General features: G+C 70.7%; 16 protein-coding genes. 9 read left to right on the forward strand and 7 right to left on the reverse strand.

Annotation, left to right across the window (positions count from 1 at the left end; translation table 11 throughout):
- Nucleotides 1–15: 15 nt before the first annotated feature.
- Complete coding sequence (locus AB0K14_RS37580; RefSeq protein ID WP_360460078.1) at nt 16–798, reverse strand: IclR family transcriptional regulator; 783 nt, start codon at nt 796–798, stop codon at nt 16–18.
- Between the two features lie 876 nt (nt 799–1,674).
- Here AB0K14_RS37580 and AB0K14_RS37585 point away from each other — a divergent pair.
- From AB0K14_RS37585 to AB0K14_RS37610, 6 genes are all read left to right on the forward strand, one after another.
- Nucleotides 1,675–2,577, forward strand: coding sequence for a 5-dehydro-4-deoxyglucarate dehydratase (locus AB0K14_RS37585; protein ID WP_360460080.1), 903 nt, complete (start codon nt 1,675–1,677; stop codon nt 2,575–2,577).
- The gene (locus AB0K14_RS37590) at nt 2,574–3,830 is read left to right on the forward strand and encodes a glucarate dehydratase family protein (RefSeq protein WP_360460082.1); all 1,257 of its coding nucleotides are present in this window, start codon (nt 2,574–2,576) and stop codon (nt 3,828–3,830) included. Before AB0K14_RS37585 ends, AB0K14_RS37590 begins: the two co-directional genes overlap by 4 nt.
- Nucleotides 3,824–4,966 (forward strand): hypothetical protein, encoded by a 1,143-nt coding sequence (locus tag AB0K14_RS37595; protein WP_360460084.1) that lies wholly within the window; start codon nt 3,824–3,826, stop codon nt 4,964–4,966. Before AB0K14_RS37590 ends, AB0K14_RS37595 begins: the two co-directional genes overlap by 7 nt.
- A gap of 242 nt (nt 4,967–5,208) precedes the next feature.
- Nucleotides 5,209–5,688 carry a hypothetical protein gene (locus AB0K14_RS37600; protein ID WP_360460086.1) on the forward strand — a complete coding sequence of 160 codons (480 nt, stop codon included), beginning with the start codon at nt 5,209–5,211 and terminating at the stop codon, nt 5,686–5,688.
- A 102-nt stretch (nt 5,689–5,790) separates the two neighbouring features.
- Nucleotides 5,791–6,318, forward strand: a complete 528-nt coding sequence (locus tag AB0K14_RS37605; protein ID WP_360460088.1) for a hypothetical protein — start codon at nt 5,791–5,793, stop codon at nt 6,316–6,318.
- Nucleotides 6,319–6,432: 114 nt separating this feature from the next.
- Nucleotides 6,433–7,764: a jacalin-like lectin gene (locus AB0K14_RS37610; RefSeq protein WP_360460090.1), complete on the forward strand. Its 1,332-nt coding sequence runs from the start codon at nt 6,433–6,435 to the stop codon at nt 7,762–7,764.
- Here AB0K14_RS37610 and AB0K14_RS37615 read toward each other — a convergent pair.
- A complete protein-coding gene (locus AB0K14_RS37615) occupies nt 7,749–8,510 on the reverse strand; it encodes a methyltransferase domain-containing protein (protein ID WP_360460092.1) in 762 nt (253 codons plus the stop codon). The genes AB0K14_RS37610 and AB0K14_RS37615 overlap by 16 nt on opposite strands.
- Before the next feature lie 39 nt (nt 8,511–8,549).
- Nucleotides 8,550–8,777 carry a hypothetical protein gene (locus tag AB0K14_RS37620; protein WP_364340233.1) on the reverse strand — a complete coding sequence of 76 codons (228 nt, stop codon included), beginning with the start codon at nt 8,775–8,777 and terminating at the stop codon, nt 8,550–8,552.
- Nucleotides 8,778–8,909: 132 nt separating this feature from the next.
- On the opposite strand from AB0K14_RS37620, the gene AB0K14_RS37625 reads away from it, so the two are divergent.
- Both AB0K14_RS37625 and AB0K14_RS37630 read left to right on the forward strand, forming a co-directional pair.
- Entirely contained in the window at nt 8,910–9,758 is an 849-nt protein-coding gene (locus tag AB0K14_RS37625; protein ID WP_360460095.1) for a helix-turn-helix transcriptional regulator, read from the forward strand.
- A complete protein-coding gene (locus tag AB0K14_RS37630) occupies nt 9,755–9,943 on the forward strand; it encodes a DUF397 domain-containing protein (RefSeq protein ID WP_360460097.1) in 189 nt (62 codons plus the stop codon). Before AB0K14_RS37625 ends, AB0K14_RS37630 begins: the two co-directional genes overlap by 4 nt.
- A 2-nt stretch (nt 9,944–9,945) precedes the next feature.
- Here AB0K14_RS37630 and AB0K14_RS37635 read toward each other — a convergent pair whose 3' ends face one another.
- Complete coding sequence (locus AB0K14_RS37635; protein WP_360460164.1) at nt 9,946–11,601, reverse strand: fumarate hydratase; 1,656 nt, start codon at nt 11,599–11,601, stop codon at nt 9,946–9,948.
- A gap of 105 nt (nt 11,602–11,706) precedes the next feature.
- Between AB0K14_RS37635 and AB0K14_RS37640 the strand changes: the two genes are divergently transcribed.
- Nucleotides 11,707–12,642 (forward strand): aminoglycoside phosphotransferase family protein, encoded by a 936-nt coding sequence (locus AB0K14_RS37640; RefSeq protein WP_360460099.1) that lies wholly within the window; start codon nt 11,707–11,709, stop codon nt 12,640–12,642.
- Nucleotides 12,643–12,897: 255 nt separating this feature from the next.
- On the opposite strand, the gene AB0K14_RS37645 is transcribed toward AB0K14_RS37640, so the two are convergent.
- From AB0K14_RS37645 to AB0K14_RS37655, 3 genes are all read right to left on the reverse strand, one after another.
- The gene (locus tag AB0K14_RS37645; protein WP_360460100.1) at nt 12,898–13,890 is read right to left on the reverse strand and encodes a sigma-70 family RNA polymerase sigma factor; all 993 of its coding nucleotides are present in this window, start codon (nt 13,888–13,890) and stop codon (nt 12,898–12,900) included.
- Nucleotides 13,891–14,092: 202 nt separating this feature from the next.
- Nucleotides 14,093–14,518, reverse strand: a complete 426-nt coding sequence (dtd, locus tag AB0K14_RS37650) for a D-aminoacyl-tRNA deacylase (RefSeq protein WP_360460101.1) — start codon at nt 14,516–14,518, stop codon at nt 14,093–14,095.
- Nucleotides 14,515–16,002 (reverse strand): methyltransferase, encoded by a 1,488-nt coding sequence (locus AB0K14_RS37655; protein WP_360460102.1) that lies wholly within the window; start codon nt 16,000–16,002, stop codon nt 14,515–14,517. The genes dtd and AB0K14_RS37655 overlap by 4 nt, the downstream gene beginning before the upstream one ends.
- Nucleotides 16,003–16,052: the final 50 nt, after the last annotated feature.

Genomic DNA, 16,052 nt, shown 5'->3' on the forward strand with positions numbered 1-16,052 from the left:
GATTCGGGACGGGAATCAGCGGCCGAACTGGCGCAGCAGCTCGGTGATCGTGCGTGCCGCGTGCAGCAGTGCCTCGACGACCTGCCGCTCGTGGTCGGGGTCGAGCCGGCCCAGCGGCACCGAGCAGCTCATCGCGTCGAGCACCGGGTTGCGGTAGGGCAGGGCGACGGCGAAGCAGCCCAGACCGGGCGTGTTCTCCTCGCGCTCGTGCGCGTACCCGACGGCGCGGAAGCCGGCGAGCTGGGCGTGCAGCGCCGGGCGTTCGATGATCGTGTTCGGGGTCAGCGGCGTCAGCCGGGTGGGCAGTATCGCGTCCACCTCCGCCGGCGTGCGCGCGGCCAGCAGCGCCTTGCCCAGGGACGTGGAGTGCGCGGGCAGCCGGCGACCGACGCGGGACACCACGCGCAGGTGGTGCTCGGACTCGCGGCTGGCCAGGTACACCACGTCCGCGCCGTCGAGGCGGGCCAGGTGGACCGTCTCGTTGATCTCCCGGCGCACCTGCTCCATCACCCGGATGGCGACCTGCACCACCGGATCGTGGTCGAGGTACGACGTGCCGACGAGCAGGGCGCGCACGCCGATGCCGTACGTGCCGCGGGTGGGGTCGAGCTCCACCCATCCCCGGGCGACGAGCGTCTGCAGCAGCATGTAGAGGCTCGACTTCGGGTAGCTCAGCTCGCGGTGCAGTTCGGTCAGGGTCAGCGGGCGGTCCGACGCCGACAGCACTTCGAGCAGTTCCACAGTCCGATCGGCCGACTTGACCGCGTTCGGCCGAGCGGGTGACGCGGGTCCAGTCACCAAGTCCTCCACGGGAAACGTTCCGGCAACACGCACTTGACACGTCGCTGCGCCGATTCTTACAGTCCGGCCAACACGTTCACAAGTACGACCCCGCTTCACATATATGAACAGTACGGTGTGAACAGGAGTCACCGTCCATGACACTCTCCCGCCGGTGCGCCACGGCCGTCGCTGTAGCGACCGTTGCGGGTACCGTCACGCACCCGACCTGCGAGTACCGACCGTCCGGCGGATTCGCGCACCGGCCGCGCCGCGGCACGCCGTCCCCGGGCCCGACGCGCCGCGCGGCGAGGCCCGCCGAGCCGCGCACCCAGTCTCCCGGCGACCGACTCCTCGCCGAGCCCGACCCCGCCGGAACGGCGGCATCCGCCGAACCGGTGAAATCCATCGCACGGCCGGGGTTGCGCAAGTCCTGGACTTGGACCGCCCGGTCACCCAGGGTGGCCCGGTGACACCGGTCGACACCGCCCTAGACGTGGGAGCGACGGCCAGTGGCGGCGGTGCCGTCGCTACCCACCCCGTGGGGCGATCCCAACGGCGGGATCGCCCCACGGATCGGCACCGGAACCGGTGCCACGTCGGTGGGGACTCGCTCATCAGCGCCGATGGTGCCCTGCCGCTCCACTCACCTTGTCGTCGACGCGTTCGCCGCCTGTGCGTTGGCGCACAAGGAAATCCGTGGTCACCCAGCCGTCCACGCCCCGCTGGTCGGGACGGGGCGGCGACCGCGCGAGGCGCGGGGAGTTCGAGGATCTTCCCCCGGATCCACCGCTCCCCGTGCCGACCCGCGCTCGGCGGATCGCACGGTTCGCCGCACAAGTCCTTCCTGCGTGGGATTCACCACCGGAGCGATCAAGGGATGAAGGTCTGGGTATGCAACTGGATGGGGTGCTGTTCTTCCCGGTGACGCCGTTCGACGCGCACGGCGTGCTCGCGGAGGACGTGCTGGCCGAGCACGTCGAGCGCGGGGTGGCGGCGGGCGCGGGCGGCGTGTTCATCGCCTGCGGCACCGGCGAGTTCCACGCGTTGGAGCCGTCGGAGGTCGAACGGGCGGTGGCCGTGGCGGTCGAGGCGACCGCCGGGCGGGTGCCGGTGTTCTCGGGCGCGGGTGGCCCGCTGCCGACGACCCAGCGGATCGCCCGGGCGGCCGCGAAGGTCGGTGCGGACGGCTTGCTGCTGCTGCCGCCGTACCTGGTCACCAACCCGGCCAAGGGGTTGGTGCGGTACGTGACGGAGGTGGCGGGCGCGTCCGACCTGCCGCTGATCGTCTACCAGCGCAACAACGCGGTGTTCACGCCGGAGACGGCGGTGGAGGTCGCGTCGCTGCCGACCGTGGTCGGGTTCAAGGACGGGCTCGGCGACATCGACCTGCTGCACCGCATCGTGCTCGCGGTGCGCTCGGCGGTCGACAAGCCGTTCCAGTTCTTCAACGGCCTGCCGACCGCGGAGCTGACCGTGCCCGCGTACCGGGGCATCGGCGTCGACCTGTACTCCTCGGCGGTGTTCTGCTTCGCGCCGGAGATCTCGCTCGGCTTCTACAACGCCGTGCACAGCGGCGACGACGCCCTGGTCAACCGCTACCTGATGGAGTTCTACAAGCCACTGGTCGAGTTGCGCGACAAGGTGCCCGGTTACGCGGTGTCGCTGGTCAAGGCCGCGGTGCGGGCCACCGGGCTCGACGTCGGCGGCGTCCGCCCGCCGCTGCTCGACCCGACGCCCGAGCACGTGGCGGAGCTGGAGAAGATCGTCGCGGCGGGACGGAGCCTGGCCGCATGAAGATCACCGACATCGTCATCACGCCCGTCGCCTTCCGCGACCCGCCGCTGCTGAACTCGGTCGGCGTGCACGAGCCGTGGGCGCTGCGCACCATCGTGGAGGTGCACACCGACGAGGGGATCTCCGGGCTCGGCGAGAGCTACGGCGACATCGGCCACCTCAACCGGATGCGCACGGCGGCGCCCGCGCTCGTGGGTCTGGACGTGCACTCGTTGAACGAGATGCACGCCCGGATCGCGGCGGCGCTGGGCGGCGAGGCCGGGTCCGACCGGCACGGGCTGACCGGGCCGCTCACCGTCGAGTCCACAGTGGACCGGGTGTTCTCGCCGTTCGAGGTGGCGACCTGGGACATCCGCGGCAAGGCCCTCGGCCGCCCGGTGAGCGACCTGCTTGGCGGCGCGGTGCGGTCCGCGGTGCCCTACAGCGCTTACCTGTTCTACAAGTGGGCCGGGCACCCCGGCGCCGAACCGGACGAGTTCGGCGAGGCGCTCGACCCGGCGGGCATCGTGGCGCAGGCGCGACTGCTGGTGGAGCGGCACGGGTTCGGCTCGATCAAGCTCAAGGGCGGCGTCTACCCGCCCGAGCAGGAGATCGAGGCGATCCGCGCGCTGCGCGAGGCGTTCCCCGACCACCCGCTGCGGCTGGACCCCAACGCGGCGTGGACGCCGGAGACGTCGCTGAAGGTCGCCGAGGAGCTCGACGGCGTGGTCGAGTACCTGGAGGACCCGGCGCCGGACATCGACGGGATGGCGCTGGTCGCGGCACGTGCGCCGATGCCGCTGGCGACGAACATGTGCGTGATCGCGTTCGAGCACATCGCCCGGTCGGTCGAGGTGGGCGCGGTGCAGGTCATCCTGTCCGATCACCACTACTGGGGCGGGCTGTCGCGGTCCAAGGAGCTGGCCGGGATCTGCCGGACGTTCGGCATCGGCCTGTCCATGCACTCCAACTCGCACCTGGGCATCAGCCTGGCCGCGATGACGCACCTCGCCGCGTCCACGCCGAACCTCAACTACGCGTGCGACACGCACTATCCATGGAACGTTCCAGACGACGTGATCACCACACCGTTCACGTTCGTCGACGGCGCGTTGCCGGTGCCGACCACGCCGGGTCTGGGTGTGGAGCTCGACCGCGACGCGCTGGCACGGCTCGCGGAGAACTACCGGACGTGCGGGCTCGTGCAGCGCGACGACACCGGTTACATGCAGAAGCACGATCCGTCTTACGAGAGGAAGCGCCCCCGGTGGTGACCACCGTTGCGCACTTGTACCCCTGGGACGTCGTAGGCGACCCGTCCGCTGTCGAACGGGTCGCGTCGTTGGGCGTCGACGCGGTGGCCCTGGCCGCGTCGTACCACACGGTGCGAGCCGCGACGCCGTTCCACCCGACGCGTCGGATGGTGGACGCGCGGCACGCGGCGTTCTACCTGCCGGTGCGGGAGGAGGTGTGGCGGGGCAAGCGGTTGGCGCCCGCGGCACCGTCCTGGGTGGACCACGACTCCTACAGCACGGCGGCCGAGTCGCTGCGCGCCGCCGGGTTGCCGGTGTACGCGTGGACCGTGCTGACGCACAGCAGCCGGCTGGGCGATGCTCACCCGGACGTGGCGGTGCGGAACGCTTTCGGCGACGTGTACCCGTACGCGCTGTGCCCGTCGAACGACGACGTGGTCGAGTACACCCGGACGCTGGTGTCCGAGGTGCTGGAGCTGGGGCGGCCGGACGGGATCGTGCTGGAGGCGTGCGGGCCGCTCGGGTTCTTCCACGGCGGGCACCACGAGAAGACCGACGGCGCGGACTGGTCCGCCGTGCAGCAGAAGCTGGTGTCGCTGTGCTTCTGCGCGGGGTGCGTTCGGCGGTATGACGACGTCGACGGCTTGCGCGCGCTGGTGCGTGCGGGCGTCGACAACGGTGTCACGAGCGTGGAGGAGGCCCTGGGCGAGCAGGCTGCCCACGTGCGCGAGGTCCGCACCGGCCTCACCCGCTCGTTGCGGCGTGAGCTCGTCGGGCTGATCCGGTCGACGTCGCCGTCCACGCGCATCGCCATGCACGCGACGGCCGACCCGTGGGGGACCGGACCGTTCGCCACGGTGGCCGGGGGAGTCGACGCCGACGTCGACGTGCTGACCCTCACGTGCTGGCCGGGTGTGGACGCCTCCGTGCCCGCGATCCGCGCCTTGCGTGCCGAGGCCGACGTGCGCACGGCCGCGTACGTGCTGGCCCTGCCGCCGAAGCCGGCGGACGGCGAGGCGTTGCTGGAGGAGTGGCTGGCCTACGCCGAGGCCGGCGTCCGCGAGTTCCACCTCTACCACGCGGGCCTGGCCTCCGCCTCCCGCCTCACCGCCCTCCGCCACGCCATCAAGGCCATCAAGCAATCCCTCCCCTCCTAACCCCGCAACGCGCGAGTCGAACGCCCAGCGCCCGCGAGTCGAACGTTCAGGTACCCCGAGTTCAACGCTCACGTCAGCCGTCCCATGTGCTGAGCGTTGAACTCAGGGGTCCTGACGGTTCGACTCGCGGGTCCTGGCGGTTCGACTCGCGGGTTCTGAGTGTTCGACTCGCGGGTCAGCTGAACGGGTAACTGTGAAGAAGGGTGGGCAACCGCGGGGGTGGGTTGGTCCGTCCTGTTCACATGAGAAGCCTTGGAACCGTTATCGGCGCGGGTGTGCTGCTGGTCGTGCTCGCCGCCTGCGCGACGTCCACGCCCGTCGGTCCGGGCGACGGTGGGCCGACGCTGACCACGTCGGCCGCGCCGACCACCTCACCCAGCGAAGACCCGGAGTTCGACAGCCCCGTGCCGCCCGGCGGCAAGGAGGTGCCGAAGGACAGGATCGACGCGAGCGCCATCCCCGACGGCAACCCCACCACCACCTGGACCGAGGGTGACGGCACCGTGCTCGGCGTCATCGCCCAGGAAGCCGGCTGCGGCAAGGCGAGCGTCGAGGTCGCGGAGCAGAACGCCCAGGTCGTGAAGGTGGTGCTGGTCGAGACCACGCCGCTCGACCAGCCGGTCTGCACGATGGACATCCGCTACCCGCCGCTGACCGCGAAGCTCGACGCGCCGCTCGGCGACCGCAAGGTCGTCCTGGCCGCCCGCCAGGACCAGAAGTAGCGCACCGGAAGCAGACCTCCCCCCAGGTGCCCGGTCGGCCTGCCCCCGGTCGGCCGGGCATCGCCCCTGCAACCTCACCGGCCCGAGTACCGTCCTCCAGCTATGAGGAACGTCAAGGTCGCCGTCGTCGTCGCCCTGCTCGCGCTCGCAGGATGCACCGGCACCGCTCGCAACGGCCTGCACGACCAGTCGTCGAACAACGCCCCCGCGACCACGACAACAGCCTCGTCAGCTGCTCCGACAACGTTGTCATCCCCTGGCGGCACCCAACCGACCGCCCCGCCGCCGCAGACCAGCGCCGCGCCGCTGGCGGGCGGGCCGACCGAGGTGCCGCCGGCCCAGGTCGACCGCGGCACGCTTCCCGACACCTACACGCCGCAGGCGTGGACGTCCTCGGACGGCCGAACGGTGCAGGTCGTCGGCATGGCGGGAGGTTGCAAGACCGCGAGCGCCGAGGTCACCGCGCAGTCCGGCGACCAGGTGTCGATCACCCTCGTCACGACCTACTACCCGCCGCCCAGCGGCATCATGTGCACGCAGGAGCTGCGCTCGGTGCCGATCAACGTCACCCTCGACGCGCCCCTCGGCGCACGCCGGATCGTCCTGGAGGTCCGCGAGGACACGGCGTGACCGGAGGACGGGGCCGGTGGGCCTGGACGACAGGTGGGCTGACCGGGTGAACACCTGAAAAACATTCGCGTAATGGGTTCCGGGCGCGAGCCCGGATCGCCACACTTCGGTGGCGTGAGACGACTCCTCGGCATCGTGCTCGCGGTCGCGGGCGTCACCGCGTCGGCCGCACCGATCGCATCGGTTTCCGCCGCACCGGCAGCGTTCGCCGCCGACGCCGGCGGGCAGTTCTCCGTGCTGACCTACAACGTCGCCGGGCTGCCCGAACCGCTGTCGTCGTCGGACCCGGCGAAGAACACCCCGGTCATCGGCGCCCGCATCCGCGACTACGCCGTGGTCAACGTCCAAGAGGACTTCAACTACCACGCCGCCCTCTACGCGGCCGACAACCACCCGCACCGCACCCCCACCAGCGGTGGGGTGCCGTTCGGCGACGGCCTCAACACCCTCTCGGCCTACCCGTACAGCGACTTCGCGCGGGTGAAGTGGGACCGGTGCAACGGCACCGACTGCCTGACGCCCAAGGGCTTCACGTTCGCCCGCATCCGCCTGGCCCAGGGCGTCCACGTGGACCTCTACAACGTCCACGCCAACGCCGGCAGCACGGACGCCGACCTGGCCGCCCGCCGCGCGAACATCACCCAGCTGTCGCAGTACGTCACCCGCACCTCCGCCGGCCAGGCCGTGATCATCATGGGCGACACGAACACCCGCTACACCCGCACCGGCGACAACATCCGCGACCTGGTTCACCCGAACGGCCTCACCGACGCCTGGGTGGAGCTGATCCGGGGCGGCGCCGAACCCGCCGCCGGCGCACCGGCGCTGGTGTGCGACCCGCAGAACGTCACCAGTACGTGTGAAGTCGTCGACAAGGTCTTCTACCGCGACAACGCCTTCGTCGACCTCACCGCCACCACCTACCGCAACGACCACTCGGCCTTCCTCGACGCCGACGGCGAACCGCTGTCCGACCACTACCCGCACGCGGTCGGCTTCGACTGGCGGCTCGCCGACCACCTGCGCATGAGCGACCAGTTCGGCGGCCCGCACGGCACCCCGTTCACCGACGTCGACGCCATCCGACCCGGAACCGCCGTGCGCGAGGTGACCCTGAGCGGCGGGGCGCGCCTGGACCGCGTCGGCATCACGCTCACCGACGGAACCGCTCGAAGCCACGGCGGCACCGGCGGCACCCCGACCGCGCTCACCCTCCAGCCCGGTGAACACCTCACGGCGGCCACGCTCAGCCAGGGCCAACGCGACGGCCGCACCCGGATCTTCTCGGTCCGCATCACCACCAACCTCGGCCGCACGATCTCGGCGGGCACCCCCACCGGCGACGCGGTCACGTTCACCGCACCCGCGGGCTGGCACATCGCGGGCTTCACCGGCCGTTCCGGCAGCGAGGTCGACAAGCTGGGCGTGATCTACACCCGCGGCTGACCGTCCTTGCGGGCCTCGACCAGGAAGCGCTCCGAACTCGTCCGGAACGACCCCTCCCGCCCGATGTGCTCGTGCATCGCGACCAACCGGTCCCGGTACGCCTCGACGGTGAAGTCGGGCACCGCCCACACCACCTTGCGCAGGAAGTGCACGACCGCGCCGACGTCGAAGAACTCCACCCGCAACGACTCCGACCGCAGGTCCACGACCGTCAGCCCGGCCGCCTCCAGCCCGGCCACCGCGCGCTCGGTACTGCGCTCGTCACTGACGGGCTGCGGTCCCATCATGAAGTCCGTGATCTCCCGCAACGTCCCCGCGCCCACTTGCTGCGACAGGTAGGTGCCGCCCGGCCGCAGCACCCGGCCCACCTCGTCCCAGCGGGTGACGACCGGGTGCCTGCTCACCACCAGGTCGAACGACTCATCCGGGAACGGCAGCGGTCCGTCGTCCTCGGCCCGGACCACCTTCGCGCCCAGCGGTGCGAGGTTGCGGCGGGCGATCTCCAGGTTCGGCCGCCACGACTCGGTCGCGACCAGGACGGGCGGTGCCTGCGCGATCTCCGCCAGGACCTCACCGCCACCGGTCTGGACGTCGAGCGCCGCCTGCGCCCGTGCCATGCGGGCGGCCAGCAGCTTCGAGTAGCCCCACGACGGCCGCCCCTCCGTCGCCCGGCCCTCGAACCAGGAGAAGTCCCACCCCTCGACCGGCACGGCCGCGCCCTCGGCCACCAGTTCATCGAACGTCATGCGGCAAAGGTCCTACAGGGCCGCGCCGGACGCGAACGATTACTCGGTGGTCGAGAAGGCGGCCACCCCGTCCCACGCCAGCCACAGGTCGGCGTCGACCTGGTCCTCGTCGGCCACGATGGTGCCCGTCTCGGCGACGTAGAGTCCGAGGTTGCACCGGTGGGCCGCCAGCATCCCCACCATCCAGCCGTGCAAGTCCTCGTCATCGGCCACGGGCGCCCGCGCGATCTGCCGGAAGTACACCCCGCTCCCACTCGTCTCGATCAAGCTCAGCTGATGGAACCGCGACCCCATGTCGTCACTCCCCGCCTCTGGTTGTACACTCTCCGCACTCGGGACTACTATCTCGTACGTACAGGATGCCGACAAGTCCCGATCGGGTGATGATCGAGGAGAACGATGACCAGCCCACACCGCAGTGCCGCCCGCATCCAGATCGGCACCACGCTGCGCCGCATGCGCGAAGAGGCCGGCGTGCCCCGCGAGCGCGTGGGCGAGGTGCTGCGCTGCACCATGACCAAGATCAGCAACATCGAGAACGCGATCAGCGGCGTCAAGCAGGCCGAGCTGGAGAAGCTCCTCGACCTCTACGGAGCCGACGAGGCGACCCGCGAGGACCTGTTCGCCCTCAACTCCGACGCGCACCGCCGCAGGCCGAAGAGCAAGATCGGCGGCACCATCCAGCCCTGGCTGCGCCGCATCCTCGACGTGGAGGCCATCGCCACCGAAGCCCTGTACTCGTCGTTCGAGCTGGTCCCGGCCGTGCTCCAGACCGAGGAGTACGCCCGCGCGCTGATGGCCGGTATCGGCCTCGGTGGGGAGGTGCTGGAGAAGAACCTCCAGCTGCGGATGGAGCGCAAGGCGCTGCTGACCGACCGCGAACCACCGCTGCGGTTGTGGGCGGTGATCGCGGAGCCGGCGTTCCGGGCCAATGTCGGCGGCCCGGAGGTCATGCGCGACCAGCTCAAGCACGTGCTCGCGATGACCGAGTCGGAGAACGTCGTGGTGCAGGTGATGCCGCAGGACGCCGGGGCGCACGCGTTGACCGGCACTACGCTGACCTTGTTCCGGCTGCCCGAGAAGCTGCCATCGCTGGTCAGCGTCGACACCCCGTACGGCGCTCAGTTCGTGGACGGGCTCGACCAACTGGAGAAGACGAGCCGCTGGTTCGACTACACCCGGGCGAAGGCGTTGGGAGTGGAGGAAAGCCGCGAACTCCTGACCCGGATCACCGAGGAGACCACATGACCCTGAAGCCAGGCGAGTGGACCAAGTTCAGCGGCGGCGGCGACAACTGCGTCGAGGTCATGCGCACGGCCGAGGAAGTGCTCGTCCGCAACAGCAACCGGCCCGAAGAAGCCCCACAGCGCTTCACCTTCAGCGAGTGGGACTTCTTCACGCGCGGCGCCAAGCTCGGCGTCTTCGACCTGTAGGGCTACCTGCGGAACGAGATCTGGAGGGTCGGGGCGGAGGTCTCGGCGAAGAAGTCGTTGCCCTTGTCGTCCACCACGACGAACGCCGGGAAGTCCTCCACCTCGATCTTCCAGACCGCTTCCATGCCCAGCTCGGCGTACTCCAGCACGTCGACCTTGCGGATGCAGTCCTGGGCCAGCCGCGCCGCCGGACCGCCGATCGACCCCAGGTAGAACCCGCCGTGCGTCGCGCACGCGGACGTCACCTGCTTGGACCGGTTGCCCTTGGCCAGCATCACCAACGACCCGCCGGCCGCTTGGAACTGCTCGACGTAGGAGTCCATCCGCCCGGCCGTGGTCGGCCCGAACGACCCGGAGGCGTACCCCTCGGGCGTCTTGGCCGGCCCGGCGTAGTACACCGGGTGGTCCTTCAGGTACTGCGGCATCGGCTCGCCCGCGTCCAGCCGTTCCTTGATCTTCGCGTGCGCGATGTCCCGCGCCACCACTAGCGGACCGGTCAACGACACCCGCGTCTTCACCGGCAACGCCGACAGCGTCGCGCGGATCTCCGCCATGGGCCGGGTGAGGTCGATCTTCACGACCTCGTCGGACAGGTCCTCGCCGGTCACGTCGGGCAGGAAGTGCGCCGGGTCGCGTTCCAGCTGCTCCAGGAAGATGCCCTCGGGGGTGATCTTCGCCTTGGCCTGCCGGTCCGCCGAGCACGACACCGCGATGCCGACGGGGCAGGACGCGCCGTGCCGGGGGAGCCGGATCACGCGCACGTCGTGGCAGAAGTACTTGCCGCCGAACTGCGCGCCGATGCCGAAGTTGCGGGTCAGCTCCAGCACCTGCTGCTCCAGGTCGACGTCCCGGAACGCGTGCCCGAGCGCCGAGCCCTCGGTGGGCAGGCCGTCGAGGTAGCGGGCCGAGGCGAGCTTGGCGACCTTCAGGTTCTGCTCGGCCGACAGGCCGCCGACGACCACGGCGAGGTGGTACGGCGGGCACGCGGCCGTGCCGAGCGAGCGCAGCTTCTCGTCCAGGAACTTGGCCAGCCGCGAGGGGTTCAGCAGCGCCTTGGTCTCCTGGTACAGGAACGTCTTGTTGGCCGAGCCGCCGCCCTTGGCCATGAACAGGAACTCGTACTTCGGCTCCACGCCCGGCGCGGTGAACAGGTCGATCTGCGCGGGCAGGTTGGTGCCGGTGTTCTTCTCGTCCCAGAACGTCGTCGGCGCCATCTGCGAGTACCGGAGGTTCAACTCCTGGTAGGCCTCGAAGATGCCGCGCGACAGCGCTTCCTCGTCGGTTCCGCCGGTCAGCACGGACTCGGTGCGCTTGCCCATCACGATCGCGGTGCCGGTGTCCTGGCACATGGGCAGCACGCCGCCCGCGGAGATGCACGCGTTGCGCAGCAGGTCCATCGCGACGAACCGGTCGTTGCCGCTGGCCTCGGGGTCGTCCACGATCGCGCGCAGCTGGGCCAGGTGCGAGGGCCGCAGCAGGTGCTGGATGTCCCGGATGGCCTCCTTGGCCAGCAGCGTCAGCGCCGCGGGCTCGACCTGGAGGAACGTCCGGCCGGCCGCCTCGACGACCGACACACCGTCCGGCGTGACCAGCCGGTAGTCGGTGTGGTTGTCCTTGGCCAACGGCAGGACGTCGGTGTACTGGAACTGAGGTGCCAAGAGGTTCGGCGGAGTCACGTCGCGGGCTCCCTTGCGCGCTTCGGGTTCCGCCGAACTTATACCGATCCCGCCGCCGCGTCCCCGCGGCGTGATGTGATTCGCGTCGTGTTCGACAGCCTCACCAAGCGCCGGCTCCCCGAAGCCGAACTCGACGCCCTGGTCCGCCGCGTGCTCGGGGTGCCCCTCGCCTCGCACGTCGAGCTGACCGAGGGCATGTTCAACACCGCCTACCGGCTCACCGCGACCGACGGCCGCGAGGTCGTGCTGAAGGTCGCGCCGCCGCCGGACGTGCCGCTGCTCACCTACGAGCAGGACCTGATGCGCACGGAGGCGTTGGCGTTCGAGCTGATGGCGGCGCGCGGCCTGCCGGTGCCGGAAGTGCTGCTGCACGAGGACGGCCTGCTGCTGATGGCGGCGCTGAACGGCGAGTCGTGGAGGTCGGCGCGGTCCCGGCTGAGCGACGCCGAGCACGGCGCGCTGCGGCGTGAGCTGGGCGCGATCACCCGTGAGCTGCACACCATCCGGGGTGAGGTGTTCGGCTACGCGCAGGGGCCGAACGCGGCGACGTGGCGCGAGGCGTTCACGGCGATGGTGGACGCGGTGCTGGCCGACGCGGACCGGTTCGGCGTGGAGCTGCCCGACGTGCGGCCCGCCGTGCAGGCCCGGGCGCACCTGCTGGACGAGGTCACCGAGCCGGTGCTGGTGCACTTCGACCTGTGGGACGCGAACATCTTCCTCACCGGCAGCCGGGAGGCGGGCCTGCGGATCGAGGGGATCATCGACCCGGAACGGGCGGTGTTCGGCGACCCATTGGCGGAGATCGCGACCGTGGCGTCCTTCACCGACCTGGACGACGACTTCAAGACCGGTTACGGCATCTCGGGCTTCACCGAGGCCGAGGAGACCCGGATCGCGCTCTACAGCGCGTACCTGTGCATGGTGATGATCGTGGAGGGCGTGCCGCGCGGTTACAGCGGCGCGGAGCACGAAGGGCACGTGCGGTTCTTCCGCGGGAAGCTCGCGGAGTACCTGGAGCTCTGAGCACCTGGGCTCTGCTCGCTCACCTGGAGCGCTCGCTCACCTGGAGCTCTGGGCACCTGGAGTGCCGTGGAAATGCGGAAGGCCGGGCCGGCCCCCGACCGCCCCGACCTTCCTCAGCATGCGACAACCTCCGCGAAATGGGGCGGAGGTGTCGCTTGGCTCGTGTATCGCACGACCGTGCCGTGACCAGCGTCACAAGTCAATACCGCGTGACGGTGACTCCCCGCTGAATCGCATCAGCCGCGGGAGATCGCGTCAGCTCGCGTAGGCCCGCAGCTTGGCCGCCCGCTCGCCCTGCCGCAGCTTCGACATGACCTCGCGCTCGATCTGCCGCACCCGCTCCCGCGACAGGCCGAACTGCTTGCCGATCTGGTCCAGCGTGCGCGGCTGGCCGTCCTCCAGGCCGTAGCGCAGCCGGATCACCGACTGCTCGCGCGGGTCCAACGTGGCCAGCACCCGGCGCAGGTCGTCCTGCAACAGGCCGGAGATGACCGCGCTCTCCGCGTCGGTGGCGTCGGAGTCCTCGATGAAGTCGCCCAGCGGGGCGTCCTCCTCGGTGCCGACCGGCATGTCCAGGCTCACCGGGTCGCGGGCGTGGTCGAGCAGGTCGACCACCTTCTCCGGCGACAGGCCGGACTCCTTGGCCAACTCGTCGTTGGTCGCCTCGCGGCCCAACTGCTGGTGCAGGTCGCGCTTGATCCGGGCGAGCTTGTTGACCTGCTCCACGAGGTGGACGGGCAGCCGGATCGTGCGACCCTGGTCCGCCATTCCCCGCGTGATCGCCTGGCGGATCCACCAGGTCGCGTAGGTCGAGAACTTGAAGCCCTTGGTGTAGTCGAACTTCTCCACCGCGCGGATCAAGCCCAGGTTCCCCTCCTGGATCAGATCGAGCAGCGGCATTCCGCGTCCGGTGTATCGCTTCGCCAGCGAAACGACCAAGCGCAGATTCGCTTCGAGAAGGTGGTTCTTTGCCACGTGACCATCGCGGATCAACGCGCGCAGTTCCCGTTGGCGCTCATCCGGCAGGTCCGGATGCGTCTCCAGCTTGTGCTGCGCGAAGACCCCCGCCTCGATCCGCTTGGCGAGTTCCACTTCGTCGGCCGCGGTCAGCAGCGCTGTCTTGCCGATCCCGTTCAGGTACACCCGAACCAGGTCTGCGGCCGGTCCCTGGGCGTCGAGGTCCAACTCGGCGCTCGTGCTGGTCGTCTCGTTCCCGACCTGACGGTCGAGGAGCTTCGGGACGGTCATGGAGCTCCCTCCCCCTTGTGTCGCGGGCTGGCAGTGCGGTCGTGTCGCGCACTCCGCGCTGCGTTGCGCGGCACACCTTTCGGTGTCTGACACTGGGGGAAACGCGAACCGGGCCGAAATGGTTCCCGCTTCCCACGACCTGAAGACGTCACTGCGGTCACAGCGGTTGCGCCGCGAATCCTGAGGATTGCCTGAGAAGGATCTAGAGTTCCACCAACACGGTGAACGGGCCGTCGTTCGCACTCCGCACGGACATCATCGCGCCGAACCGTCCGGTTTGTACCCGTGCGCCCTTGCGGCGCAGTTCCGACACGACCTCCTCGACCAACGGCTCGGCGTGCTCCGGCCGGGCGGCGGCGGTCCACGACGGCCGCCGACCCTTCCTCGTCTCGCCGTAGAGTGTGAATTGGCTCACAACGAGCAGGGGTGCGCCGGTCGTGGCGCACGACTCCTCGTCCCGCAGGACGCGCAGCTCGTGCAGCTTCCGGGCCATCACGTGCGCCTTGTCGGCGTCATCGTCGACGTGGATGCCCAGCAGCACCAGGAGGCCGGGTTCGTCGATCGCGCCCACGACCTCGTCGTCCACGGTGACCGACGCCTCCGTGACGCGCGCCACGACCGCTCTCACGCGGGCACCACCATGCCGTGGCGGACCAGCTCGCGGACCACCGGCAGGGCGGACGCGGCGAGCGCGTCGGCGTCCAGGTCGTGCGCGTAGGCGAGCAGCGTGACCAAGTCTTCCAGCGGCAACGCGCCCCGGAAGCCCGCCAGCAGCCTCGACGCGGTCTCGTCCAGCTCGTGCTGCCAGCCGGGGCCGTCGGTGCGGTGCAGGCGGCGCACGACCGACTCCCAGCCGTCCTCGGTCGGCGCGGAGACCTCTTCCAGCAGCACGGTCTCCGGCACGGTGAAGCGGGTGCCCAGCAGCGTGGCGTTGTCGGTGGCGCGCAGCCAGGCGACCCGGTCCAGCCAGGCGGCGGACTCCGGGCCCAGCGGGTCGTCGAAGGCGTGGCGGAGGTCTTCGCACACGACCTCGGCGTGCTCGGCGTCCGTTCGGCGCAGCGTGACGAAGCCGAACCCGATGCCCTCGACGTCGTTCTCGGCGAACCAGTCCAGCCAGGCCGACGCCTTGGCCCGGCCCTCGGCGCCGCGCGGGTCGACGCCCGCGTCACGCAGCCACGTGCCGACGTACAGGGCGGGGTCGGCGACGTCGCGCTGCACGAACCAGGCGTCCACGCCGCCGCGCGGCAGCCAGGCCGAGACCCGGTCGGCCCAGTCCTCGCCCCTGCGGTGCAGCCAGGAGGCCAGCAGCTGGCCCACGCCGCCCTCGTTGAGGAAGGACGGCATCTGGCGCACGACCAGGGCGCTCGCGTCGTCGCCGGCCAGGCCGGAGTCGCGGTAGGTGTAGTCGATCCGGGGCGGGCCCACCACGAACGGCGGGTTGCACACGACCTGGTCGAACCGCCGGCCGCGCAGGGGGCCGAACCACTCGCCCTGGCGCAGCTCGACGTCGACCTCGTTGATCCGGAACGTGCCCGCGGCCAGGGCCAACGCGCGCTCGGACAGGTCGGTGGCGGTGATCCGCCGCGCGTGGCGGCTCGCGTGCAGGGCTTGCACGCCGCAGCCGGTGCCGAGGTCGAGCAGCGTGTCGACCTGGCGGCGCGACGTGGCGCGGGCCAGGCTGATGGACGCGTGGCCGACACCCAGCACGTGGTCGGCCGGTACGGGTCCGCCGCGCTGGTCGGCGTCCTGGTCGGCGATCACCCACCAGGAGCCCTCGTCGTCGCCGTAGGGGCGGATGTCCAGGCCGGCCCGCAGCCCGTCGCCGTCACCGCGCAACACCTCGGCCTTGACCGCGGTGTCCAGGTCGACGTCGGGCAGCGCCGCCCGGACGGCGGCCTCGGGCTCGGTGTCGCCGAGCAGGAACAGGCGGACCAGGGTGCCGAGCGCGCCCGCGTCCAGGGTGGCCCGCCGGGCGGCTTCGGGCTCGCCGCGGCCGAGGGCGGCGTGGGCCTGCGGCCCGAGCACGTCGACCACCCCGTCCGCGTCGTAGTCGGCGGCCCGGAACGCCTCGCGCAGGCGTGCGGTCAGGTCGGCAGAAAGATCAGGGAGCACGCGGTCATGGTCTCGCGCCCCGCCCGCACGCGCCTGAGCAGCCCCACCGA

Origin of the sequence: Actinosynnema sp. NPDC050801, from assembly GCF_040673975.1 — a bacterium.
GTDB lineage: Bacteria > Actinomycetota > Actinomycetes > Mycobacteriales > Pseudonocardiaceae > Actinosynnema.